The 21,848-nt window shown below is 74.7% G+C and carries 22 protein-coding genes and 1 pseudogene; 5 read left to right on the forward strand and 18 right to left on the reverse strand.

The window, feature by feature from the left end; all coding sequences use genetic code 11:
- Nucleotides 1-336 precede the first annotated feature (336 nt).
- Complete coding sequence (locus tag AC4OR8_RS12690; protein WP_492165921.1) at nucleotides 337-1,986, forward strand: ABC-F family ATP-binding cassette domain-containing protein; 1,650 nt, start codon at nucleotides 337-339, stop codon at nucleotides 1,984-1,986.
- On the opposite strand, the gene AC4OR8_RS12695 is transcribed toward AC4OR8_RS12690, so the two are convergent.
- The 13 genes from AC4OR8_RS12695 to AC4OR8_RS12755 all read right to left on the reverse strand — a co-directional run bounded on the left by AC4OR8_RS12695 (nucleotide 1,950) and on the right by AC4OR8_RS12755 (nucleotide 14,031).
- Nucleotides 1,950-2,879, reverse strand: a complete 930-nt coding sequence (locus AC4OR8_RS12695) for an esterase/lipase family protein (protein ID WP_492165922.1) — start codon at nucleotides 2,877-2,879, stop codon at nucleotides 1,950-1,952. The two genes, AC4OR8_RS12690 and AC4OR8_RS12695, sit on opposite strands and share 37 nt — an antisense overlap.
- Before the next feature lie 33 nt (nucleotides 2,880-2,912).
- Nucleotides 2,913-3,416, reverse strand: a complete 504-nt coding sequence (locus AC4OR8_RS12700; protein ID WP_492165923.1) for an MSMEG_6728 family protein — start codon at nucleotides 3,414-3,416, stop codon at nucleotides 2,913-2,915.
- A gap of 103 nt (nucleotides 3,417-3,519) precedes the next feature.
- Nucleotides 3,520-4,785, reverse strand: a complete 1,266-nt coding sequence (efeB, locus tag AC4OR8_RS12705) for an iron uptake transporter deferrochelatase/peroxidase subunit (RefSeq protein ID WP_492165924.1) — start codon at nucleotides 4,783-4,785, stop codon at nucleotides 3,520-3,522.
- Nucleotides 4,786-4,787: 2 nt separating this feature from the next.
- On the reverse strand, nucleotides 4,788-5,960 hold the full coding sequence (gene efeO / locus AC4OR8_RS12710; RefSeq protein ID WP_492165925.1) for an iron uptake system protein EfeO: 1,173 nt from the start codon (nucleotides 5,958-5,960) through the stop codon (nucleotides 4,788-4,790).
- A 78-nt stretch (nucleotides 5,961-6,038) separates the two neighbouring features.
- Entirely contained in the window at nucleotides 6,039-6,899 is an 861-nt protein-coding gene (gene efeU / locus AC4OR8_RS12715) for an iron uptake transporter permease EfeU (RefSeq protein WP_492165926.1), read from the reverse strand.
- A gap of 85 nt (nucleotides 6,900-6,984) precedes the next feature.
- On the reverse strand, nucleotides 6,985-7,698 hold the full coding sequence (locus tag AC4OR8_RS12720) for a DsbA family oxidoreductase (protein WP_492165927.1): 714 nt from the start codon (nucleotides 7,696-7,698) through the stop codon (nucleotides 6,985-6,987).
- Nucleotides 7,699-7,740: 42 nt separating this feature from the next.
- Nucleotides 7,741-7,929 (reverse strand): hypothetical protein, encoded by a 189-nt coding sequence (locus tag AC4OR8_RS12725; protein ID WP_492165928.1) that lies wholly within the window; start codon nucleotides 7,927-7,929, stop codon nucleotides 7,741-7,743.
- 53 nt (nucleotides 7,930-7,982) lie between these two features.
- Nucleotides 7,983-9,011 (reverse strand): ketol-acid reductoisomerase, encoded by a 1,029-nt coding sequence (gene ilvC, locus AC4OR8_RS12730; RefSeq protein ID WP_492165929.1) that lies wholly within the window; start codon nucleotides 9,009-9,011, stop codon nucleotides 7,983-7,985.
- 53 nt (nucleotides 9,012-9,064) lie between these two features.
- Nucleotides 9,065-9,619 carry an acetolactate synthase small subunit gene (ilvN, locus tag AC4OR8_RS12735; protein ID WP_492165930.1) on the reverse strand — a complete coding sequence of 185 codons (555 nt, stop codon included), beginning with the start codon at nucleotides 9,617-9,619 and terminating at the stop codon, nucleotides 9,065-9,067.
- The gene (locus tag AC4OR8_RS12740; protein WP_492165931.1) at nucleotides 9,616-11,370 is read right to left on the reverse strand and encodes an acetolactate synthase large subunit; all 1,755 of its coding nucleotides are present in this window, start codon (nucleotides 11,368-11,370) and stop codon (nucleotides 9,616-9,618) included. The genes ilvN and AC4OR8_RS12740 overlap by 4 nt, the downstream gene beginning before the upstream one ends.
- Nucleotides 11,371-11,676: 306 nt before the next feature.
- Complete coding sequence (locus AC4OR8_RS12745; RefSeq protein WP_492165932.1) at nucleotides 11,677-12,375, reverse strand: 4a-hydroxytetrahydrobiopterin dehydratase; 699 nt, start codon at nucleotides 12,373-12,375, stop codon at nucleotides 11,677-11,679.
- Nucleotides 12,372-12,788 carry a VOC family protein gene (locus tag AC4OR8_RS12750; RefSeq protein ID WP_492165933.1) on the reverse strand — a complete coding sequence of 139 codons (417 nt, stop codon included), beginning with the start codon at nucleotides 12,786-12,788 and terminating at the stop codon, nucleotides 12,372-12,374. The genes AC4OR8_RS12745 and AC4OR8_RS12750 overlap by 4 nt, the downstream gene beginning before the upstream one ends.
- A 13-nt stretch (nucleotides 12,789-12,801) precedes the next feature.
- Complete coding sequence (locus AC4OR8_RS12755; protein ID WP_492165934.1) at nucleotides 12,802-14,031, reverse strand: FAD-binding domain-containing protein; 1,230 nt, start codon at nucleotides 14,029-14,031, stop codon at nucleotides 12,802-12,804.
- Nucleotides 14,032-14,150: 119 nt separating this feature from the next.
- On the opposite strand from AC4OR8_RS12755, the gene AC4OR8_RS12760 reads away from it, so the two are divergent.
- The gene (locus AC4OR8_RS12760) at nucleotides 14,151-14,492 is read left to right on the forward strand and encodes a UBP-type zinc finger domain-containing protein (protein WP_492165935.1); all 342 of its coding nucleotides are present in this window, start codon (nucleotides 14,151-14,153) and stop codon (nucleotides 14,490-14,492) included.
- A gap of 126 nt (nucleotides 14,493-14,618) precedes the next feature.
- On the opposite strand, the gene AC4OR8_RS12765 is transcribed toward AC4OR8_RS12760, so the two are convergent.
- Both AC4OR8_RS12765 and AC4OR8_RS12770 read right to left on the reverse strand, forming a co-directional pair.
- Nucleotides 14,619-15,626, reverse strand: coding sequence for a S66 family peptidase (locus AC4OR8_RS12765; RefSeq protein ID WP_492165936.1), 1,008 nt, complete (start codon nucleotides 15,624-15,626; stop codon nucleotides 14,619-14,621).
- Between the two features lie 4 nt (nucleotides 15,627-15,630).
- Nucleotides 15,631-16,848: a kynureninase gene (locus tag AC4OR8_RS12770; protein ID WP_492165937.1), complete on the reverse strand. Its 1,218-nt coding sequence runs from the start codon at nucleotides 16,846-16,848 to the stop codon at nucleotides 15,631-15,633.
- A 40-nt stretch (nucleotides 16,849-16,888) separates the two neighbouring features.
- On the opposite strand from AC4OR8_RS12770, the pseudogene AC4OR8_RS12775 reads away from it, so the two are divergent.
- Nucleotides 16,889-17,257, forward strand: a pseudogene (locus AC4OR8_RS12775) (GNAT family N-acetyltransferase); the annotation flags it as partial.
- A 128-nt stretch (nucleotides 17,258-17,385) separates the two neighbouring features.
- Here the strand turns inward: AC4OR8_RS12775 and AC4OR8_RS12780 are convergent.
- Nucleotides 17,386-17,523 (reverse strand): hypothetical protein, encoded by a 138-nt coding sequence (locus AC4OR8_RS12780; protein ID WP_492165938.1) that lies wholly within the window; start codon nucleotides 17,521-17,523, stop codon nucleotides 17,386-17,388.
- A 95-nt stretch (nucleotides 17,524-17,618) separates the two neighbouring features.
- Between AC4OR8_RS12780 and AC4OR8_RS12785 the strand changes: the two genes are divergently transcribed.
- Entirely contained in the window at nucleotides 17,619-18,086 is a 468-nt protein-coding gene (locus AC4OR8_RS12785; RefSeq protein WP_492165939.1) for a sterol carrier protein domain-containing protein, read from the forward strand.
- 13 nt (nucleotides 18,087-18,099) lie between these two features.
- Here the strand turns inward: AC4OR8_RS12785 and AC4OR8_RS12790 are convergent, their stop codons facing one another.
- Nucleotides 18,100-19,155, reverse strand: a complete 1,056-nt coding sequence (locus tag AC4OR8_RS12790) for an FUSC family protein (RefSeq protein WP_492165940.1) — start codon at nucleotides 19,153-19,155, stop codon at nucleotides 18,100-18,102.
- A gap of 116 nt (nucleotides 19,156-19,271) precedes the next feature.
- Nucleotides 19,272-20,957, reverse strand: a complete 1,686-nt coding sequence (gene ilvD, locus AC4OR8_RS12795) for a dihydroxy-acid dehydratase (RefSeq protein ID WP_492165941.1) — start codon at nucleotides 20,955-20,957, stop codon at nucleotides 19,272-19,274.
- 121 nt (nucleotides 20,958-21,078) lie between these two features.
- Here ilvD and AC4OR8_RS12800 point away from each other — a divergent pair, with 121 nt between their 5' ends.
- Nucleotides 21,079-21,822, forward strand: a complete 744-nt coding sequence (locus AC4OR8_RS12800; protein WP_492165942.1) for an HAD family hydrolase — start codon at nucleotides 21,079-21,081, stop codon at nucleotides 21,820-21,822.
- Nucleotides 21,823-21,848: the final 26 nt, after the last annotated feature.

Below are 21,848 nucleotides of genomic sequence, written 5' to 3' on the forward strand. Positions count from 1 at the left end.
GTCGGGGGGCTCCCTGCCCGACCGCCGAACGGCCACCACTCGTCGGTCGAGTGCCGAGGAGCGCCAGCGACGAGGTGTATCGAGACCCCTCGGCGGCGACAGAGGTCTCGACACGCTCGCTGGCGCTCGTTGCTCGACCAACGAAAGCCGGGGTGCTCGCTGCTTGACCACCGGAGGGCCAGGGCGGAAACCCGTGGCGCCGGCGCCCCACCCCCGCCTACGGTGGACCGGTCACGTCCCCTCCCCCAGGCGGTCCGGTTGCTCCTCTGAGGCCCACGTCCCCGCGCTGGTGAGCCCTGCTCCCAGCGCGACTCGCCGCACCCTCAGGAGCCCCTCGTGCCGCATCCCGCCATCACCCTGTCCTCCGTGGTCCACACCTGGCCCGACGGCACCCCGGCCCTCGGCGGCGCCGGCGGCCTCGACCTCGTGGTGCCGCCCGGCCGCTCGGCGCTGGTCGGCGTTAACGGGTCGGGCAAGTCCACCCTGCTGCGCCTGGTCGCGGGCGAGCTGACGCCCACCAGCGGCCACGTCGCCGTCGCCGGCGAGGTCGGCCACCTGCCGCAGGACCTCACCGGCGACGTCGCGCAGCCGGTCGCCGACTTCCTCGGCATCGGACCGGCACTGCGCGCGATCGCCGCGCTCGACGCCGGCGCCGACCCCGACCGCACCGCCGAGCTCCTCGAGGTGGTCGGCGACGACTGGGACGTCGCGGAGCGCGCCACCGCCGAGCTCGAGCGGCTCGGCCTGCCCGCCGACGTCGTGCGCCGCCGCCTCGGCGAGCTGTCCGGCGGCGAGGTGGTGCGGCTCGGGCTGGCCCGGCTGCTGCTGCGCCGTCCCGACGTCCTGCTGCTCGACGAGCCCACGAACAACCTCGACGCCGCGGCCCGCCGCCGTCTCGAGGAGGTGGTGGCCGGCTGGCCCCGCACGCTGCTGCTCGTCAGCCACGACCGCTCGCTGCTGGAGCACGTCGAGCGCGTCGGCGACCTGCGGGACGGCGCGGTGCGCTGGTACGGCGGCGGCTGGTCGGCGTACGCCGCGCAGGTGGCCGTGGAGCAGGAGGCGGCCGAGCAGGCGGTGACCGCGGCGCGGGCCGACGTACGCCGTCAGCGCGCCGACCGGGTGGAGGCCGAGCGGGTGCTGGCCCAGCGTCGACGCCAGGGGGCGCGGGCGGCCAGCGCGGGCGGCCTGGGCAAGGCGGCGATCGACTACAAGCAGAACCGCTCGGAGCGCTCGGCCGCGGGCTACCGGAAGGTGCACGACGACCGGCTGGCCACGGCCCGGGAGCGGCTCGACGCCGCTGAGCAGCAGGTGCGCGAGGACGGCCGCATCCGCGTCGACCTGCCGGGCACGCTGGTGCCGCGCGGTCGCCGCGTGCTGACGACCCACGACCTGGTGCTGCGCACCGGCGCGCCGGTCGACCTCGACGTCAGCGGGCCCGACCGGGTCGCGGTGGTGGGGCCCAACGGCTCCGGCAAGACCACGCTGCTGCACACCGTGGCGGGCCTGCTGGCGCCGGCGTCGGGCGCGGTGGCCACCCACGTGCCGACCGCCCTGCTGCCCCAGCGCCTCGACCTGCTCGACGACGACGCCTCCGTCGTCGACGGGGTCGCCGCGCGCGCGCCCGACGCCGACCCCCACGAGGTGCGGGCGCGGCTGGCCCGGTTCCTGTTCCGCGGCGCCGCCGGCGACCGCCTCGTGGGTCGGCTCTCCGGGGGCGAGCGCTTCCGCGCGACGCTGGCCGCGCTGCTGCTGGCCGACCCGGCGCCGCAGCTGCTGCTGCTCGACGAGCCGACCAACAACCTCGACCTGGCCTCCTACGACGCGCTGGTCTCGGCCCTCGCGTCGTACGCCGGGGCGCTGCTGGTGGCCAGCCACGACCCGGTGTTCCTCACCGACGTCGGCGTCGACCGGGTGGTCGACCTGACCCCGTCAGCCCTGGACGAGGCCGGTCAGGACGCGGAGGGACGCAGCAGCGGCGGCGCGTAGACGCACAGCGGGCTGGCCGTCGACGGGTCGAGCCGGTTCAGCACGAGCCGCACGACGTTGGGCGAGTAGCTGATGCTCAGGTGGTCGCTCTGGTCGAGCGCGCAGCGCCGCTGCAGCAGGATGTTGCGCACGCCGTCGTCGCGCAGGAACGCGTTGGTGAAGGGGGTGACCACGTCGTCGAAGCGGGTCTGGATGATCGTGTAGCGCACCCCCGGCACGGTGTCGCCGCCGCGGTTGAGCCGCTGCAGGAACCTCGAGCCCTCCCGCTGCTGGGGCACGGAGCGGGCGAACATGCCGGTCGCCTCCTCGCCGCCCGGCAGCGCGGCGATCAGCGGCAGCACCCCGAAGAACGTGGTGCCGTAGTTGCTGGGCGACAGCGCCACCAGCCGCTTGACCTTCGGTGCACCGTCGAGGAAGCGCAGGTAGTAGCGCGGCATCATCCCGCCCTGCGAGTGGCCCACGAGGTCGACCTCCTCGGCGCCGGTGGCGCGCAGCACGCGATCGACGTAGCGCGCGAGCTGCCCGGCGGAGGCGGCGATGTCGGAGAGCCCGCGGTACGGCGTGCCGGCGCGGTCGCCGTAGTCGAGGGCGAACACGCAGTAGCCCGCAGCGGCGAGGTCGGGGGCCATCTGGGCCCAGTTGTCGTAGCGGTTCTCGAAGGTGCCGTGCACGAGCACCACCGGCCGGGGGTGGGCTGCGCTCGGGCGGCACGACCAGTCGTTGGCGCCGGGCGGGTCGAGATCGGGGTCGGCATTGCTGACCAGCAGCGCCGCCGGGAACGACGTGAGCCGCGGCCCCGGCTCCGGCTCGGCGGCGGCCGCCGCACCGGGCACGGTCGCGAGCAGGAGGGCCGCAGCGGCCAGGAGGGCCCCGAGGGGGCGATGACGGGTCACCTCGTGACTGTAGCCACGGTCACCCCACCGGGGCTACAGGTGTGCACCGGGCTGGTCGTCGGGCTGGGTCTCGGGCGGGTCCTCGGGGCCGACCGGCCAGACGTACGGCAGGTCGTCGGGGGTGCCGGGGAACTGCGGGCTGTAGTGGCCGGGGTCCTTGCGCACCAGCGCCGAGCGGTGGCTCAGGTGCAGTGCGGGGTCGCCCAGCCAGGCCGGGAGGACGCCGGCGGCGGCCAGCTCGTCCTGGGTCCGCACCCGGGTCACGCCGGCCGCGGACAGCTCGGTGGCCACGGTCGCGGCCACCGTGTCGGCGTGGCCCAGCGCCACCCAGTGCGCACAGCACTCCTGGGTGTAGCACCCCAGCGCCTCGAGGTGGCCGCGCCACATCCGCACCGCGGGGTGGCGGCGCCACCCGTAGCCCGGGACCGTGAGACCGCGCACCACCTGGAGGCACTCCACCCGCTGCTTGCCGAGACGCTTCACGTCGAGGGAGCGCACCGACGCCGTGAACTCGGGGACGGGCAGGAAGGTCTGCACCCACCCCACCGTGCCAGGACGCCGCCGCACGCGCCTCACCCGCCGGAGGACGCCCGGGAGGCGGCGCACCAGGAGGCGGCGCACCGGGAGGCGCCCCTCGAGGTCAGGCGAACAGCGCCTGGCCGACGTGCTCGCCGGGGCCGGCGCCCGGCGGCACGGCGAAGAGCGCCGAGCCGGTGGTCTTCAGGTACTCCATCAGCGCGTCCGACTGCGCCATCCGGGTCTGGACCGGGATGAACTGGCGGGCGGGGTCGCGCACGAACGCCACGAAGAACAGCCCGGCGTCGAGCCCGCCGATGGCGTTGGTGCCGTCCACGAAGTTGTAGCCGCGACGCAGCATCCGCGCGCCGCCGTTCTGGTCGGGGTGCACCAGCCGCACGTGCGCGTCGGGGGCGATGATCGTGGTGCCGTTGCTGCCCGGCATGGCGAAGTCGGGCGGGGTGAGCTCGTCGCCGCCCGACAGCGGCGCGCCGGTGCCCTTGGTGCGCCCGACGAACGCCTCCTGGTCGCCCAGCGGCTGGCGGTCCCAGGTCTCGATGACCATGTTGATGCGTCGCGCCACCAGGTAGGACCCGCCGGCGAGCCATGCGGCATCGGTGTCGTCGTCGGCGCCGACCCACACGTGGTCGTCGAGCGCGGTGGCCTCCTCGGCCTTGACGTTGGCGGTGCCGTCCTTGAAGCCGAAAAGGTTGCGTGCGGTGTCCTGGGTGGTCGACGTGCTCGACGTCCGCCCGAAGCCGAGCTGCGACCAGCGCACCCCGACGGTGCCGAATCCCATACGCACCAGGTTGCGGACGGCGTGCACCGCGACCTGGGGGTCCTGGGCGCAGGCCTGCACGCACAGGTCGCCGCCGCTGCGGGTGGGCTCGAGCTGGTCGCCCGGGAAGTGGGGCAGGTCCTCGAGCGCCGCGGGGCGCCGGTCGGCGAGGCCGAAGCGGTCGCGGCCCTCGGCGTCGCGGAACAGCCCCGGCCCGAAGCCGAAGGTGATGGTCAACCCGCCGGGCGCCAGGCCGATGGCCTCGCCGGTGTCGTCGGGCGGCAGGTTGGTGGCCCCCTCCACCGGACCCACCGGCCCGGCCGGTCCCCCGCCGGTCATCCGCTCCGCGGCCTGCGTCCACGCCGTCAGCAGGGCCACCAGCTCGTCGCGGGAGTCGGTGAGCACGTCGAACGCCGCGAAGTGCAGCCGGTCCTGTGCCGGGGTGACGATGCCGGCCTGGTGGGTGCCGCGGAAGGGGTAGGTCAGCTCCGCACCGCCGGCGGGGGCGGCCTCGGCCTCGGTCGCGCGGCCGGCCACGAAGGCACCGGCCACGCCGGCGGCGGCCGCGCCGCCGCCGAGCAGGCCGCGGCGCGAGATCCTGGGGCTGGTCATCCTCAGGACAGTACGGCGGCGGTCAACCGCGACAGGGGCTCGGAGAGGGCGTTGACCGCGTTGGCGAGGTCGCGCACCTCCTGCTCGCTGAGCTCGTCGTAGAAGACGAAGCCGTCGCCGCGGCGCTGCTCGTCGAGCAGGACCTGCAGCTCCTCGAAGCGGGTGTCGAGCTGCTCGGTGAGCAGCGGGTCCTTCTCCTCCACGATCGGGCGCACGCCCTCCCAGCCGACGCGGGCGCCGTCGACGTTGGCCTGGAAGTCCCACAGGTCGGTGCGCGACCAGTACTCCTCCTCGCCGGTGACCTTGCCGGTGGCGACCTCCTCGAGCAGGCCGCGCGAGCCGTTGGCGATCTGGTCGACGCTGAACTCCAGCTCCTGGATCCGCCCGTCGAGGGTCACCGTGTTGTCGAGCAGGTCCTGGGCGTACGTCGTGCGCTCGGCGTCGCTCAGGGCGGTGTAGTCCTCGGCGCGCTCGGGCCAGAGGTCCTTCTCGAGCAGGTGCCAGCCGGTCCACTTCTGGCCGGGGGTGAGGTCGGCCTCGCGGGCGTCCATCTTGGGGTCGAGGTCGCCGAACGACTCGGCGACGGTCTCGATGCGCTCCCAGTGGGTGCGTGCGTCGGGGTAGAGGGTGCGCGCGGCGTCGTCGTCGCCACCCTCGTAGGCCTCCACGAACGCCCGGGTCTTCACCAGCAGCTGGTCGGACTGGTCGGAGACGTAGGCGGCGTAGTTGGTCTCCGCGGTGTCGATGAGCTGCTGCTCGTCGCCGGAGACGGCGACCTCCTCGTCGGAGGGGGCCACGGTGAAGTCGGAGCGGATCCCCTCCCCGACCATGCCGGGCTTGCAGGCGGTGACGTAGTCGCCGGCGGCGGCGTTCACGACGAGCTGGCGGGTCACCGACGGTCCGATGTTCTCCACCTCGGCCACGATCTGCAGGCCGTCGTCGGCCAGCAGGTAGAACTCGGTCGTCTCGGAGCCGTCGTTGGTGACGTTGAAGGTGACCGTGCCGGCCGGCACCTCGCCGGTGGACACCTCGCAGGCGTCGGCCGACGAGGACACCGAGACGGTGCGGGCGTCGCCCTCCTCGCCGCCCGAGGTGGCGGTGCTCTCGGTGCACGCCGCGAGGGCCGGGGTGGCCAGCGCCAGGGCGGCCAGCAGGAGGGTCGGGGTCGAGCGCATCGTGGGACGTCCTATCGGGGTCCGGCCGCGCGGCGGCCGGGACGGGGTCGGTGAGGCAGGTCGGGCGGGTCGGGCAGGTCAGGCGGGGGTGGTGACGGCCGGGCGCGACGCCGGCGCGGAGGGGCGCCGCACGCGGCGCACGAAGAGGGTGAGCACCGGCACGACGTACAGCACCCACGCCGCAGCCTCGAGCCAGGTGGTGCGCGGGGAGAAGTTGAAGACGCCCTTGAGCACGGTGCCGTACCAAGAGCTGGCCGGGATGGTGGAGGAGACGTCGAACGCGATCGCGTTGAGCCCCGGCAGCAGGCCGGCCTCCTGGAGGTCGTGCACGCCGTAGGCCAGCACGCCGGCGGCGACGAAGATCAGCAGCACGCCGGTCCAGGTGAAGAACTTGGTCAGGTCGATCGAGATCGCGCCGCGGTAGAGCAGGTAGCCGAGCACGACGGCCACCGCGATGCCGAGCAGCGCGGCGAGGATGGGCGTGGCCGTCTGCTCGCCGGGCTGGTCGCCGGTGGCCTGGCGCGTGTTGGTCCACAGGATGAGCGACGTCTCGAGGCCCTCGCGGCCCACGGCGAGCACGGCCACCAGCACCAGGCCCCACGCGCTGCCCTCGGCGGCGGCGTCCACCTTGCCGCGCAGCATCGAGCCCATCGACCGGGCGGCGGTCGACATCCAGAAGATCATCCAGGTGACGAAGGCGGCTGCGACGATCGACAGCGAGCCGCCGATGAGCTCCTGGGTCTCGAAGGTGAGCGCACGCTCCTGGAGGCCGAGACCGACGGTGACGGCCACGCAGACCAGTACGGCGAGGGCCACGCCGAGCCAGATGCGGGGCAGCAGGTGGCGTCGCTCCGACTTCACGAGGTAGGCCACGAGGATGCTCACGACGAGCGCGGCCTCGAGGCCCTCGCGCAGCCCGATCAGGAAGTTGCCCAGCACACCCGGAGCGTACGTCAGACAGGTCAGGTAAGCCTAACCAATCTTCAAACGTCGCCCCCGGGCGTGCCGTCGAGGTGGCGGAGAGTCAGATCGCGCAGCCGTCGGGGCCGCACGCCTCGGCGTCCGCGCCACCCACGACCTGGAGCGGCGGCGGGTGGGCCTCGGTCCACGCGGTGCGGAGCACCTGGGCGAACACCTCGGCGGGCTGGGCGCCCGAGACGCCGTAGCGGGAGTCGACGACGAAGAACGGCACGCCGGTGGCGCCGTACGCCCGCGCCTGGGCGACGTCGGCCGCCACGGCGTCGGCGTGGGCGTCGGAGGCCAGCACGGCGCGGGCGCCCTGCTCGTCGAGCCCGGCGGTGACCGCCGCCGCGACCAGGACGTCGTGGTCGCCGACGTCCTCGGCGCGGGTGAAGTACGCCGCGAGCAGCTGCTCCTTGAGCTCGCGCTGCTGGGCGGGGCCACCGGTGGCCAGCGCGTGGTGGAGGAGGCGGTGGGCGTCGACGGTGTTGGTGTGCACGGTGTCGAACAGCCGCAGGTCGAGGCCGTCACCGGCGGCGGTCTCGATCAGCGAGCCGACCATCTCCCGCATCTCGTCCTCGCTGCGCCCGTACTTGCGGGCCAGCTGCGGCAGCGTGCCCTCGTGACCGTGGTGGGGTGCCGACGGGTCGAGCTCGAAGGAGCGGTAGACGACCTCCACGTCGTCACGGTGCTCGAAGTCCGCCAGCGCGGCCTCCAGCCGGCGCTTGCCGACGTAGCACCACGGGCACACGACGTCCGACCAGATCTCGATCTGCATGCCCATCCCAACCAGCGGCCCTCCCCCGGCATTCCTGCGGTCTCAGGCGCCGTCGAGACCGGCAGGCGGCGGGTGGTCGGGGGCGTGGTCGGACCCACGCCCCAGCGCAGCGCCCTGCTTCCAGAGCCAGCCCGAGATGCCGATCCCGATGAGGGTGGCGCTCAGCGTGAGGTAGGCGCCGTCGCGGATACGTCGGTAGCCGCCGACCAGGGTGAGCACGAGGAGGACCACGGCGACGACCCGCAGCGCGATCGACGCTGCGGGTCGCCACCGGCCTCGACGCATCAGCGGGCGGAGGTGCCCTCGACGTAGTCGGAGTCGTGGCTCTTGACCCACGACATCAGCTTGCGCAGCTCACGGCCGGTCTTCTCGATCGGGTGGGCCTCGCCCTGCTCGCGGAACTTCGTGAACTCCGGCGAGCCGTTGTCCATGTCGGTGATGAACCGCTCGGCGAAGGCGCCGTTCTTGATGTCGTCGAGCACCTCGACCATGTTGGCCTTCACCTGGGGGGTGATCACGCGCGGGCCGGAGACGTAGTCGCCGAACTCGGCGGTGTCGGACACCGACCAGCGCTGCTTGGCGATGCCGCCCTCGTACATGAGGTCGACGATGAGCTTGAGCTCGTGCAGGCACTCGAAGTAGGCGACCTCGGGCTGGTAGCCGGCCTCGGTGAGCACCTCGAAGCCGTACTGCACCAGCTGGGAGGCGCCGCCGCAGAGCACGGCCTGCTCGCCGAACAGGTCGGTCTCGGTCTCCTCGGTGAACGTCGTCCTGATCCCGCCGGCGCGCAGGCCACCGATGGCCTTGGCGTAGGCCAGCGCGAGGTCCCAGGCGGTGCCGGAGGAGTCCTTCTCCACGGCGACGAGCACGGGCACGCCGCGACCGTCGACGTACTCGCGGCGCACGAGGTGGCCGGGGCCCTTGGGGGCCACCATGATCACGTCGACGCCCTCGGGCGGGGTGATGTAGCCGAAGCGGATGTTGAACCCGTGGCCGAAGACCAGGGTGTCGCCCTCGGTGAGCGCCGGGGCGATCTCCTCGGAGTAGAGCGTGCGCTGGTGCTGGTCGGGGGCGAGCACGACGATGACGTCGGCCTCCTCCGCGGCCTCGGCGGGGGTGAGCACGCGCAGGCCCTCGGCCTCGGCCTTCGCGCGGCTCTTCGAGCCCGGCTGCAGGCCGATGCGCACGTCGACGCCGGAGTCGCGCAGCGACAGCGCGTGGGCGTGGCCCTGGCTGCCGTAGCCGATGACCGCCACGTTCTTGCCCTGGATCAGGGACAGGTCGGCGTCGTCGTCGTAGAACATCTCAGCCACGGGGGCTTCTCCTTCGGTTGTCTTCCATGGGTGGGGTACGTCGTGGGGCGCGGTCAGACCGCGGCGGGCGGCGCCGGCACCGCCACCGGGCGCTGGCTGCGCTCGGAGATGGACCGGGAGCCGCGACCGATGGCGACCATGCCCGACTGCACGAGCTCGCGGACCCCGAAGGGCTCGAGCACGCGCAGGAAGTCGGCGATCTTCCCGGCGTTGCCGGTGATCTGGATGGTCACGGCGTCGGGGGCGACGTCGATGACCTTGGCGCGGAACAGCTGCACCGTGTCGAGGACCTGGCCGCGGGTCTCGGCGGTGGCCGCGACCTTGACCAGCACGAGCTCGCGGGTCACCGAGGCGTCCCGGTCGAGCTCGACGATCTTGATGACCTCGACCAGCTTGTTGAGCTGCTTGGTCACCTGCTCGAGAGGGGAGCGCTCGACGTCGACCACGATGGTCATCCGCGAGATCTCGGGGTGCTCGGTGGGGCCCACCGCGAGGCTGTCGATGTTGAACCCGCGCCGGCTGAACAGTCCCGCGATGCGGGCCAGGACACCGGGCTTGTTCTCGACCAGCACCGAGAGGGTGCTGCGGGAGTCGGCGTGCGCGCTCACAGGTCGTCCTCGTCGAAGTCGGGCGCGAGGTCCCGCGCGTACTTGATCTCGTCGTTGCTGGTGCCGGCGGCGACCATCGGCCAGACCATGGCGTCGCGGTGCACCCGGAAGTCGACGACGACCGGCACGTCGTTGATCGCCATCGCCTTCTCGATGGTGGCGTCGACGTCGTCGGGGGTCTCGCAGGCCAGGCCCACGCAGCCGTAGGCGTCGGCGAGCTTGACGAAGTCGGGGATCCGCACCGGGCCGCCGTGGCGCTGCAGGTTGGTGTTGGAGTAGCGCTCGTTGTAGAAGAGCGTCTGCCACTGGCGCACCATGCCGAGCGACTCGTTGTTGATGACGGCCACCTTGATCGGGATGCCCTCGATCGCGCAGGTGGCCAGCTCCTGGTTGGTCATCTGGAAGCAGCCGTCGCCGTCGATGGACCACACGGTGGTGTCGGGCATGCCCACCTTGGCGCCCATGGCGGCCGGCACGGAGTAGCCCATGGTGCCGAGGCCACCGGAGTTGAGCCAGGTGCCGGGGTGCTCGTAGCCGATGAACTGCGCGGCCCACATCTGGTGCTGGCCGACGCCGGAGGTGTAGATCGCCTCGGGCCCGGCGATCTTGCCGAGCCGCTCGATGACGTACTGCGGCGACAGGCTGCCGTCGGCGGGCAGGTCGTAGCCCAGGGCGTACTTCTTCTTCACCCCGGCGAGGAACTGCACCCACTGCTCGTAGTCGCCGGTGGTGCCGGCGTCGCTCTCGGCGGTCAGCGCCACCACCAGGTCGCTGATCACCTCGCGGCAGTCACCGACGATCGGGACGTCGGCGTGGCGGTTCTTGCCGATCTCGGCGGGGTCGATGTCGGCGTGCACGACCTTGGCGCCGGGCGCGAAGGAGTCGAGGTTGCCCGTGACGCGGTCGTCGAAGCGGGCGCCGAGGCTGATGATCAGGTCGGACTTCTGCAGCCCCGCCACCGCCGCCACCGTGCCGTGCATGCCGGGCATGCCGAGGTGCTGCGGGTGGCTGTCGGGGAACGCCCCGCGGGCCATCAACGTGGTCACCACCGGCATGCCGGTGAGCTCGGCGAGCACCCGCAGCTCGCGGTGGGCGCCGGAGCGGATGACGCCGCCGCCGACGTAGAGCACCGGACGGCGCGCCTCCAGCACCAACCGCGCAGCCTCGCGGATCTGCTTGGCGTGCGGCTTGGTCACCGGGCGGTAGCCGGGCAGGTGCAGCTCGGTGGGCCAGCGGTAGTCGGTCATCGCCTGCAGCGCCGACTTGGCGATGTCGACCAGCACCGGGCCCGGGCGGCCGGTGGAGGCGATGTGGAACGCCTCGGCCACCTTCTGCGGGATCTCGGCGGGGTCGGTCACCAGGAAGTTGTGCTTGGTGATCGGCATCGTGATGCCGCGGATGTCGGCCTCCTGGAAGGCGTCGGTGCCGATCATCGCGGCGCCGACCTGGCCGGTGATCGCGACCATCGGCACCGAGTCCATGTGGGCGTCGGCGATCGGTGTCACCAGGTTGGTGGCGCCCGGACCGGAGGTGGCCATGCACACCCCCACCCGACCGGTCGCCGCGGCGTACCCCTGGGCCGCGTGGCCCGCACCCTGCTCGTGGCGGACCAGGATGTGGCGGATCGAGGAGTCCATCAGCGGGTCGTACGCCGGGAGGATCGCGCCGCCGGGGATGCCGAACACGTCGGTGACCCCCGCCGCCTCCAGCGACCTCACCAGGCTCTGCGCGCCCGTCACCTGCTCGCTCATGACCATTCCCTTGCTCGTGTGTCGTGGCCCCGTGGGGCCCGGGTGCTGCCGTGATCCCTGCTCGCCGTGCCCCCGCGGCGCCGGCGGGGTGTCGCCAGGACGCGGGGCACAAAAAAGCCCCCCGGCCCGTGGGCAACGAGGGGTGACGCGTCGGCTCGACCGGTGGTGGCGGTCTCAGCCCACGCGTCGCGTGCGTACAAGGAGGTCCTGGCGCATGCGACCACGGTAGCCCGCGGCCCTCGTCGCGTCACCACAGCGTCGCACCCCGTCCCACCATGCGGGACGCTCGTCCCACATCGTGGCCGGTCACAGGGTGTCGGGATCGGCGTCGGGCCCGGCGTCCCGCCCCTGCCAGGTGCAGACGCACGCCTTGTTGCCCTCGGCGTCGGCGAGCACCCAGAACGCCGGCGCGTGGGCGTCGGTCACCAGGGTGCCGCCTGCGGCCAGCGCGGCGGCCACCCGCGGCTCGGCCTCCTCGGGCGCGACGGTGACGTCGAGGTGGAACCGCTGCGGCGGGGTGTCGGTGGGCGGGCCGACCTGGAACCACAGGGCGGTGCGGCCGTCGCCGTCGAGCACCTCGTCGTCGTCGCCGGCGCCGGGGTCGTGGGCCAGCACCGCGGCCCAGAACGGCTTGAGCCGGGCGGGGTCGGGGGTGTCCAGCGCCCACTCGACGGCCTGCACCTGCGCCGGGACCGCCGGGGCGCCCACCTCGCGGGCGAGCCCGGAGATCGTGGCGGCCAGGCGCAGGTCACGGTGGGTCAGCCCGCCGACGTCGTGGCTGAGCAGCACGACGTCGACGTGGGGGTGGCGCAGGTTGACGTCGGGGTGGTGGTCGGCGGCGTCGGCGGCGGCGCCCACCGCGGTCACCAGGCGCACGCCGGTGGCGAAGTCGCCGGTGCCGAACCGGGCGTGCAGCCTCCCGAGCACGTAGCGCCAGTCGTCGAGACCGGCGGCCGCCACGGCGTGGCCGTCGAGGACCACCCGGTCGTCGGGATCGATCCTCACGGCAGCACCGACCGCCCGATCGGCCCGGGGTTCCAGGCGACCTCCCAGCGGTGGCCGTCGGGATCGGCGAAGTACCCCGTGACGCCGCCCCACTCCCGCTCGCGGGCGTCGTGGACCGGATCGGCGCCGGCGGCCCGGGCGGCGGCGAGCACCGCGTCGACCTCCTCGGGGGTGGCGACGTTGTGGGCGAGGGTGAACGGCGCCAGGCCCGGCCCGTCGGCCAGCGGGCCGACCTCCGCCTCGAAGGCCGCGCGGTCCCACAGCGACAGCACCACCCGCTCGCCCACGCTGAGCATCACCACCTCGCCCTCGACGTCGACGGCGGCGCGCCAGCCGAGCCCGTCGAGGTAGAAGCGACGGCTCGCGGCGACGTCGCGGACGGCCAGGGTGACGAAGCTGAGGCGCTGGTCCACGGCGCCCACCCTCTCAGGCCCCGACACCGCTGCGCCAGGCCGAGAACGAGCGCACGGGCGCCGGCCGCGGGCGCACCAGCCAGGGCCACGGGTGCACCTCCACCGGCTCGAGGACGGCGGCGCGCCGCGTCCATCCCGGCACCGGGGCGTGGGTGGTGGCGAGGCGTCGGCCGGCGAGCTCGTCGACCACCGCGCCGCGACGCACCTCGAGGGGCCGCAGCGCCGCCAGCTCGCCCAGCGTCTCGGCGAGGAAGACCAGCCGCTTGCCCGAGAGCCGCAGGCGCCGCAGCAGCGGCTCGTCGAAGACGAACACCGCCGGTCGGTCCTCGACGGCGGCCAGGGCGGGGTCGTCCACGCCCAGCGACTCGGCGGTGAGCCACACCTGCTCGCCCCCCGCGCCCTCCACCCGCTCGGGCCCGGCGGGGATCGCCGCACGGGCGAGGTCGGGGCCGTCGACGGGACCGCCGGGGGTGCTGTCGGGCCAGTCCTGCACCGGGCAGGCCGTGGCCAGGGGGCACGAGCGGCACAGCTGCGGCGCCCGCTTCTCCACCTGCCAGCGGCTGAAGCCGTAGGGCTTGCCGCTGCCGGTGCCGACGGTCCATTGCCAGCCGAGCCGGTTGGCCGCGCGCGAGCCGTCGAGCAGGTGGGTGAACATCTCGTCCTCCCCCGCGCGCCACGGGGCGCCGGCCCGCACCCCCCACTGCGAGGCCAGCCACATCCGGGTCTGGTTCACCAGCCAGCCGTCGTCGTGGAGCGCACCGACCACGTGGTCCATGCAGGCCATCCGCCGTGGCCACGGCTCGTCGTCCCACGGCTGGGCGGGGGCCGGCTGCTCGCGGCGCAGCGAGCGCCCCAGGTCGGAGCCGACCCGGGCGTAGAGGTGGCGCGCGTACTCCTGCCACAGCAGCTCGTCGCGGTACTTGTGCCGGTCGCGGCCCGGCGCGTCGGCCACCGCCGCCCACACCTGGGGCAGCGGCAGCAGCCCGTGACGCACGTACGGCGACATCCGCGTCGCGCCCTGGCGCGCGGCCGGCAGCACCGTGCTGCGGGAGGAGGCGTAGCCGGTGACGTCGAGGGTGGCCAGCGCGGCGTCGGCGGCCGACTGACCACCGCGCAGCGCGCCGGGACGCACGCCGTCGGGTCCCTCGAGCGCGAGGTCGCCGAGGTGGCGGGACACCCAGGCGACGACGTCGTCGCGGGTGTCGCCGTCGGCGACCGAGGGCGGGGCGGGGAGGAGCGGCACGACCGGCAGTCTCGCCGCGGCCACCGACAGCGGGGTCACCCCCTCGGCACGACCTGTGGACGGCGCGGACCTCGCCGCCGGGCTCGCGGCGCCGGCGACCGACGGGCAGGATGGGCGCCATGACGACAGGCATCGACCCGACCGCCCCGCCGAGCGGACCCGGCTGCGCGGAGTGCACCGAGCTCGGCGGCTGGTGGGTGCACCTGCGCCGCTGCACGCAGTGCGGCCACGTCGGGTGCTGCGACTCCTCCCCCGCCCAGCACGCCACGGCCCACCACCGCGACAGCGGCCACCCGGTGGTGGCGAGCTTCGAGCCCGGCGAGGACTGGTTCTGGGACTACGAGCGCGAGGTCGGCGTCGTCGGCGTCCCTCTTGCCCCGCCCACGTCCCGCCCCGACGACCAGCCGGCCCCCGGGCCCTCCGGTCGGGTGCCGGCCGACTGGCGCGACCAGGTCCACTGACCCGCGGGCGGCAGCTCCCTGCGCCGCCCGAGCGTCGTGCGAACCGTGGAGTCGCACCCACCCTTCGCATGACGTCCCACCCCGACCGCCCGAGCGCCCGGCCGAGCCCCGAGCGCGCACCGCAGGTCAGGCGAAGGTCTGGGTGATCGTGCGGGGACCGGTGTCGACGTCGGCGAGGGCCCCGTTGACCAGCGGCAGCTGCGGCTGCACGTGGCCGACCTCGACGTCGAGGACGACGGGCAGCTCGAGGGAGCCGAGGGCGTCGGCGACGGCCTCGCGCTGGCTCATGTCGGGCGCGTCGGGGGCGGCGGTGCGCCCGACGAGCACGCCGGTGGCCTCCTCGAACCAGCCGGCGAGGCGAAGGCCGTGCAGGATGCGGCAGACGTCGTACGCGCCGTGCTCCGCGGCCTCGACGTAGACCACCAGGCCGTCTTCGGCGTGCTGCTCGCCGAACGCGCGCACGTCGGCCATCGGGGTGCCGGCCAGCGGGCCCAGCACCTCCAGGCAGCCGCCGACGAGCCGGCCGGAGAACGACGCCTCGCCCCCGCCGAGCAACGACCAGTCGCCGGCGGTGTCGAGAGTCATCGCGTCCACCCCGGGGTCGGCCTCCCAGTCGTCGCGGCCGACGGCGCGGTGGCGTCCGGGGCTGGTCTGCGTGACGGGGCCGGTGGCCGCGGCGAGGTCGAGCCAGTGCCGCAGGCCGTCGGGGGCGGCGTACGGGGTGTCCATCAGGTTGCCGCCGTGGAGGGTGGCCCAGCCCAGCCGGGTGGTCAGCGGCACCAGCAGCGTGGACAGGTCGCTCCAGCCGACCAGCCAGGTGGGCTCGGCGTCGGCGAGCGCCACCCAGTCGAGCTCGCCGAGCAGGTCGATGGCCAGCTCGCCGCCCCAGGGCGGCACCACCGCGGCGACGTCGGGGTCGGTGAGCATCGCGACCAGCTCGGTGGCGCGCCGCTGGCGCGACGCGGAGGTCACCTGGTCGCCGAGCAGGCACTCACCGAGGCGCACGTCGTACCCGCGCCGGCGCAGCACGTCGACGGCGACGTCGAGCCGCGCGCGGTGGTGCGGGCCGACACCGCTGGAGGAGGCGGTGACGCCGATGGTGTCGCCGGGGACGAGGGGGCGGGGGAAGCGCATGGCCTCAGGCTGTCAGGTCGGTGAGCACCTCGCGCACCGACGCCATGCCGGCCGCGACCTCGGCGTACGACGTCGACAGCGGCGAGAGCCCGAGCCGCAGGCCGCCGGGGTCGCGGTAGTCGGGGATCACGTCGCGGCGCCAGAGCTCGGCGGTGACCTCGCGCATCCGCTCGTGCAGCAGCGTGACGTGGCCCCCGCGCAGGGCGGGGTCGCGCGGCGTGGCGGCCGTGACGCCGAGGGGGGCCAACAGCTCGTCGGCCAGCTCGAGGGCGTACGTCGTGAGGCCGACCGACTTGTCCCGGGCGGCGGCCGTGCCGACCCGGTCGAGCAGCTCGAGCATGTCGCGCAGCGGCTGGATCCCGACCACCGGCGGGGTGCCCGACAGCATCCGCCGGATGCCCGCGGCGGGGCGGTACTGCGGCCCCATGAGGAACGGGTCGGCGGCGCCCATCCACCCCTGCACCGGCTGCTCCAGCTCGTCGAGCAGCCGGGCGGCGACGTAGACGAACGCCGGCGCGCCGGGCCCGCCGTTGAGGTACTTGTAGGTGCAGCCGACCGCGAGGTCGGCGTCCCAGGCGTCGAGCTCGACCGGCACCGAACCCACCGAGTGGCTGAGGTCCCACAGCACCAGCGCCCCGGCGTCGTGGACCATCCGGGTCAGCGCTGCTCCGTCGGCGAGGTAGGCCGAGCGGTAGGCGACGTGGCTGAGCACCACCAGGGCCGTCTCGGGGCCGAGCGCGGGCGCCAGCAGCTCCTCGGTGACGCCGAGGGCCGTGTCGACCTCGACCCAGCGCAGCCTCAGGCCGCACTCGCGGGCCACGCCCTCGGCGAGGTAGCGGTCGGTGGGGAAGTTGTCGCGGTCGACGACGACCTCGCTGCGCCCGGGCCGCAGGGCCACCGCGGCCCGCATCGCCTTGTAGAGCAGCACCGTGGTGGAGTCGCCGATGGTGGTCTGCCCCGGCGCCGCGCCCAGGCAGACCCGGCCGATGTCGTCGCCGACGCGCAGCGGCAGGTCGAACCAGTCCTCGTCCCAGCCGCGGATCAGCCGGCCGCCCCACTCGTGCTCCACGAAGCCCGCGAGCCGTCCCGCGGTGACAGCGAGGGGGCGGCCCAGGGAGTTGCCGTCGAGGTAGACCAGCGGGCCGGCGGCGCCGACGAAGCGGTCGCGGTGGGCGGCGAGCGGGTCGGCGGCGTCGCGGGCGGTGGGGTCGAGGTCGTTCACCCGGCGAGGGTAGCCAGCCGGGGTGGCCTAGGTTCGGGTCGTGCACGTACGCCGCCTCGACCTCGACGACCACGACGCCGTCTCGGCCCTGGGCCGGGAGGCGTTCGGCGCCGCCGCGCCCGGCACTCCCCCGCCCCCCAGGCCCGTCGAGGAGCGGCCGGGCCGCCACTCGTGGGGCGCCTTCGACGACGGCCGCCTGGTGGCCAAGGCCGTGGCCCTCGAGCTGCGGTCCTGGTACGGCGGGCAGGAGGTGGCGACGTGCGGCATCGCGGGCGTGGCGGTGGCCGCCGAGCACCGCGGCGGCGGACTGCTGGGGCGGGTGCTGGAGCCGCTGCTGGCCGAGGCGCGCGACCGCGGCGACGTGCTCTCCACCCTCTACCCGACCGCCCCGGGCATCTACCGGTCGCTGGGCTGGGAGGTCGTCGGGGCCTTCGACCGGGTGCAGCTCCCGACCGCCGACCTGGCGCGCGTGCGGGCGCCGCGCGAGGTGACGACCCGGCGCGCCGGGCCCGCCGACGCGGACTCGCTGCGCCACGCCTACGCCACCTGGGCCCGCGCCCAGGACGGGCCGCTGACCCGCACCGGCCCCATCCACCACGCGTGGGCCGAGCAGGCGGTGGCCGCGACCACGACGGTGGCGGTCGACGCCGCCGGCGAGGTGGTCGGCTTCGCCACGTGGGAGCGCCACGGCGGCTACGGGCCCGGGGGCGTGCTGGAGGTGCACGACCTCGTCGGGCTGCGCGCCGACGCCCCACCGTGCGCTGTGGGCGGTGCTGGGCACCTCCACGTCGGTGGCGCCCGTGGTGCGGCTGCGCACCTCGGGCGCCGACCCGGCCCGGCTCGTGCTGCCGATGTCGACGTGGCACCCCGACCCCGCCGAGCACCACCCCTACATGCTGCGCCTGCTCGACGTGCCCGCTGCCCTCGCCGCCCGGCGTCCCTCGCTGCCGGGGCTCTCGCCCACCGAGGTGGTGCTCGCGGTCGGCGGCGACCGCGGCGGTGCCACCGACGGCTGCTACCGGCTGGTCGTCGGCGACGGCCCGGCCCGCTGCGAGCCCGTGGCCGCGCGTGCCGGCGTACCGACGTTCACGCCGCAGGGCCTGGCCCTGGCGTACGCCGGTGCGCAGTCGTGCGCCAACCTGCGGATGCTCGACCACCTCACCGGGCCGGCCGACCACGACACGCTGCTCGACGCGCTCCTCGGCGGGCGCCCGACCCACGTGCGCGACTACTTCTGAGGCGCCCTGCGGCTCAACGCGGCGACACCGGACGCCGGCGCAGCGCCCACCCCACGACCAGCCCGACGCCCACTCCGAGCAGGGTCTCGACGCCACGGTCGAGCAGCAGGGTGACGACCGGGGCGGGGCTGGTGAGGTGCACCATCAGCAGCGCCAGCGGCGTGATCGCCACCAGCGCCAGCGCGTAGTTGCGCCCCACCAGCAGCTCCGCGGCCACCTGCAGCGCCACGACGACCACCACCAGCACCAGCCCCTGCGGGCCCGCCCCGAGCAGCGCCGCGGCCACCACGAGGCCCACGGCCGTGCCGAGCACGCGGTGCAGCCCCCGCACGACCTGCGCCCGAGGGTCGCGCGCGGCCAGCGGCACCACCGCCGACACCATCGCCCAGTAGGGGTGGCCCGCCCCGACGGAGGTGGCGAGCAGCCCGGCCAGCAGCACGCCGAGCCCGGCCCGCGCGGCGTGCCGGCGCACGTCGTGGGGCGCGACCCGCAGGGCGCTCGCGCCACCCGCCCCGACCCGGCCGCGGGCCGCCCGGCCGCGCGACCCCAGGGAGGCCAGCGAACCCAGCGAGCCCACCAGCAGCGCGAACACCGCCGCGCCCGCGGCGACCACGACGGCCACAGGCAGGTCGTCGACCCCGGCCGGCACCGAGGAGCACGCACCGAAGGCGAACACCAGGAACAGCGCGCCGGGCGGGTGCCAGTCCTGCCGGTCGGAGGCGGCGGTGGCCAGCGCCGCGACGACGGCGGCCACCGGCACGGCGAGCCAGGCCCGCTGCGGAGAGGTCGCGACCACGACGCCGAGCGCCACCGCACCCACCAGCGCCGTGGCCAGCACGGCCTGCATCCGGGCGCGCGACAGCCCGGTGCGGGTGCGCCCGTAGATCGAGGCGAACGCGCCGAAGGTGGCGTAGAGCGACCAGTCGAGACGGTCGAGCGCGAGCAGCACCAGCAGCGGGACCAGCACCGAGACGCCCACCCGCACGGCGACCCGGTGGGCGCCGGCGTGCGGGCCCACGGCCACCAGCTGGCGCGCCACGGTGGTCGCGGCGGGGTCCGCAGGAGGCACGGGGGTCAGGATCGGCACAGGCGGGTCAGCACCACGGGACCCGCCGGGGTTCCGGCGGTCGTCCGCCCACCGGAAGCCCGGAGGAGACCAGCGCGGACGACGAGCCCCACCCCGACTCAGCTCGTGACGGCGCCGTGGGCGGCGGAGGTGACGGTGCGGGCGTACTTGCCGAGCACCCCGCGGGTGTACTTCGGCGGGTGGGGCGCCCAGCCCTCCTTGCGCGCCTCCCAGTCGTCGCCCTGCTCGACCTCGAGGGTGCGGTTGAGCACGTCGAGGGTGATCTGGTCGCCGTCGCGCACGAACGCGATCGGACCGCCGTCGACGGCCTCCGGGGCGACGTGGCCCACGCACAGCCCGGTGGTGCCGCCGGAGAACCGGCCGTCGGTGAGCAGCAGCACGTCCTTGCCGAGCCCGGCGCCCTTGATCGCGCCGGTGATGGCGAGCATCTCGCGCATGCCCGGGCCGCCCTTGGGACCCTCGTAGCGGATGACGACCACGTCGCCGGCGCCGATGGCGCCCTCGGTGAGGGCGTCCATGGCGGCGCGCTCGCCGTCGAAGACCCGGGCGGTGCCGGTGAAGACCGACGCGTCGAACCCGGCCGACTTCACCACGGCGCCCTCGGGGGCCAGCGACCCCTTCAGCACGGTGAGGCCGCCGGTGGCGTGGATGGGGCGGTCGAGGGTGCGGATGACCTCGCCGTCGAGGGCGGGCGGGGCGATCTCGGCGAGGTTCTCCGCCATCGTGCGCCCGGTGACGGTGAGGCAGTCGCCGTGCAGCAGGCCCGCGTCGAGCAGGGCCTTCATCACCACGGGGATCCCGCCGATCTTGTCGACGTCGGTCATCACGTAGCGACCGAACGGCTTGAGGTCGGCGAGGTGCGGCACCTTGTCGCCGATGCGGTTGAAGTCGTCGATGGTCAGCGGCACGTCGGCCTCGCGGGCGATCGCGAGCAGGTGCAGCACCGCGTTGGTGGAGCCGCCGAGCGCCATGACCACGGTGATGGCGTTCTCGAAGGCCTCCATGGTCATCACCTGGCGTGCGGTGATGCCGCGGCGCAGCATCTCCACGACGGCCTCGCCGGAGCGGTGGGCGAACCCGTCGCGGCGGCGGTCGACGGCGGGCGGCGCGGCCGAGCCCGGCAGCGACATGCCGAGGGCCTCGCCGACGGCGGCCATCGTGTTGGCGGTGTACATGCCGCCGCAGGCGCCCTCACCGGGGCAGATGGCCCGCTCGATGCGGTCGACCTCGTCGCGGGTGATCTTGCCGGCCAGGCACGCACCGACGGCCTCGAAGGCGTCGATGATCGTGACGTCCTTGCCGTCGACGTTGCCCGGCATGGTGGACCCGGCGTAGAGGAACACCGAGGCGAGGTCGAGGCGGGCCGCGGCCATCAGCATGCCCGGCAGCGACTTGTCGCAGCCGGCGAGCAGCACCGAGCCGTCGAGGCGCTCGGCGCTCATCACGACCTCGACGGAGTCGGCGATGACCTCGCGGCTGACCAGCGAGAAGTGCATGCCCTCGTGGCCCATCGAGATGCCGTCGGAGACCGAGATGGTGCCGAACTCGAGCGGGAAGCCGCCGGCGGCGTGCACGCCGTTCTTCACGGCCTTCGCCAGCCGGTCGAGCGAGAGGTTGCAGGGGGTGATCTCGTTCCAGCTCGACGCCACGCCGATCTGGGGCTTCTCCCAGTCGGCGTCGCCCATGCCCACCGCGCGGAGCATCCCGCGGGAGGCCGCCTTCTCGAGGCCGTCGGTGACGTCGCGCGAGCGGGGCTTCAGGTCGGGGCGGGGCTGGTCGTCCATGCCCGCCAGCCTACGTCCGGGCGCGGACGGCGCTGCTCGTCGTCCGCGCCGCCGAGACCGCTCGGGGTGCGCCACGGCGACGTTTCACGTTCGCGACACACCCGGGCCCTACCCTTCTCCGGTGACCGGACCCGTGACCTGGCGCGACCACGCCGCCGTCCTCTTCGACCTCGACGGCGTGATCACGCCGACCGCCGAGGTCCACATGCGCGCCTGGGCGGAGATGTTCAACGCCTTCCTCGCCCAGCACGACGGGCCCGGCGACCACGCGCCCTACACCGACGCCGACTACTTCGCCCACGTCGACGGCAAGCCCCGCTTCGACGGCGTGCGCGACTTCCTCGCCGCCCGCGGCATCGACCTGCCCGAGGGCGACGACGCCGACCCGGGGGCAGTCGGCACCCCGGACACCGTGCGGGGCCTGGGCAACCGCAAGAACGACGCCTTCAACGCCGTGCTCGCCCGCGACGGCGTGGTGGCCTACCCCGGCTCGGTGGCCCTGCTCGACCACCTGCGCGACCTCGGCGTCCGCCTGGCCGTGGTGTCGTCGTCGGCCAACGCCCCGGCCGTGCTCGAGGCCGCCGGCCTGCTCGACCGCTTCGAGACCGTGGTCTCCGGGGCCGTGGCCACCGAGCTCGGCCTGCCCGGCAAGCCCGCCCCCGACACCTTCGTGCACGCCGCCCACGCCCTCGACGCCGTGCCGGCCACCTCGGTGGTGCTCGAGGACGCCGTCTCCGGCGTCCGCGCGGGCGCCGCCGGTGCCTTCGGCCTCGTCGTGGGCGTCGACCGCGGCGCGGGCGCGCAGGTGCTGCGCGACGCCGGCGCCACGTTGGTCGTCGGCGACCTCGCGGAGCTGGTCCCGTGAGCCACGGCAGCCCCGTCGCGGCCGAC

This window comes from Nocardioides sp. FY1077 (assembly GCF_058681775.1).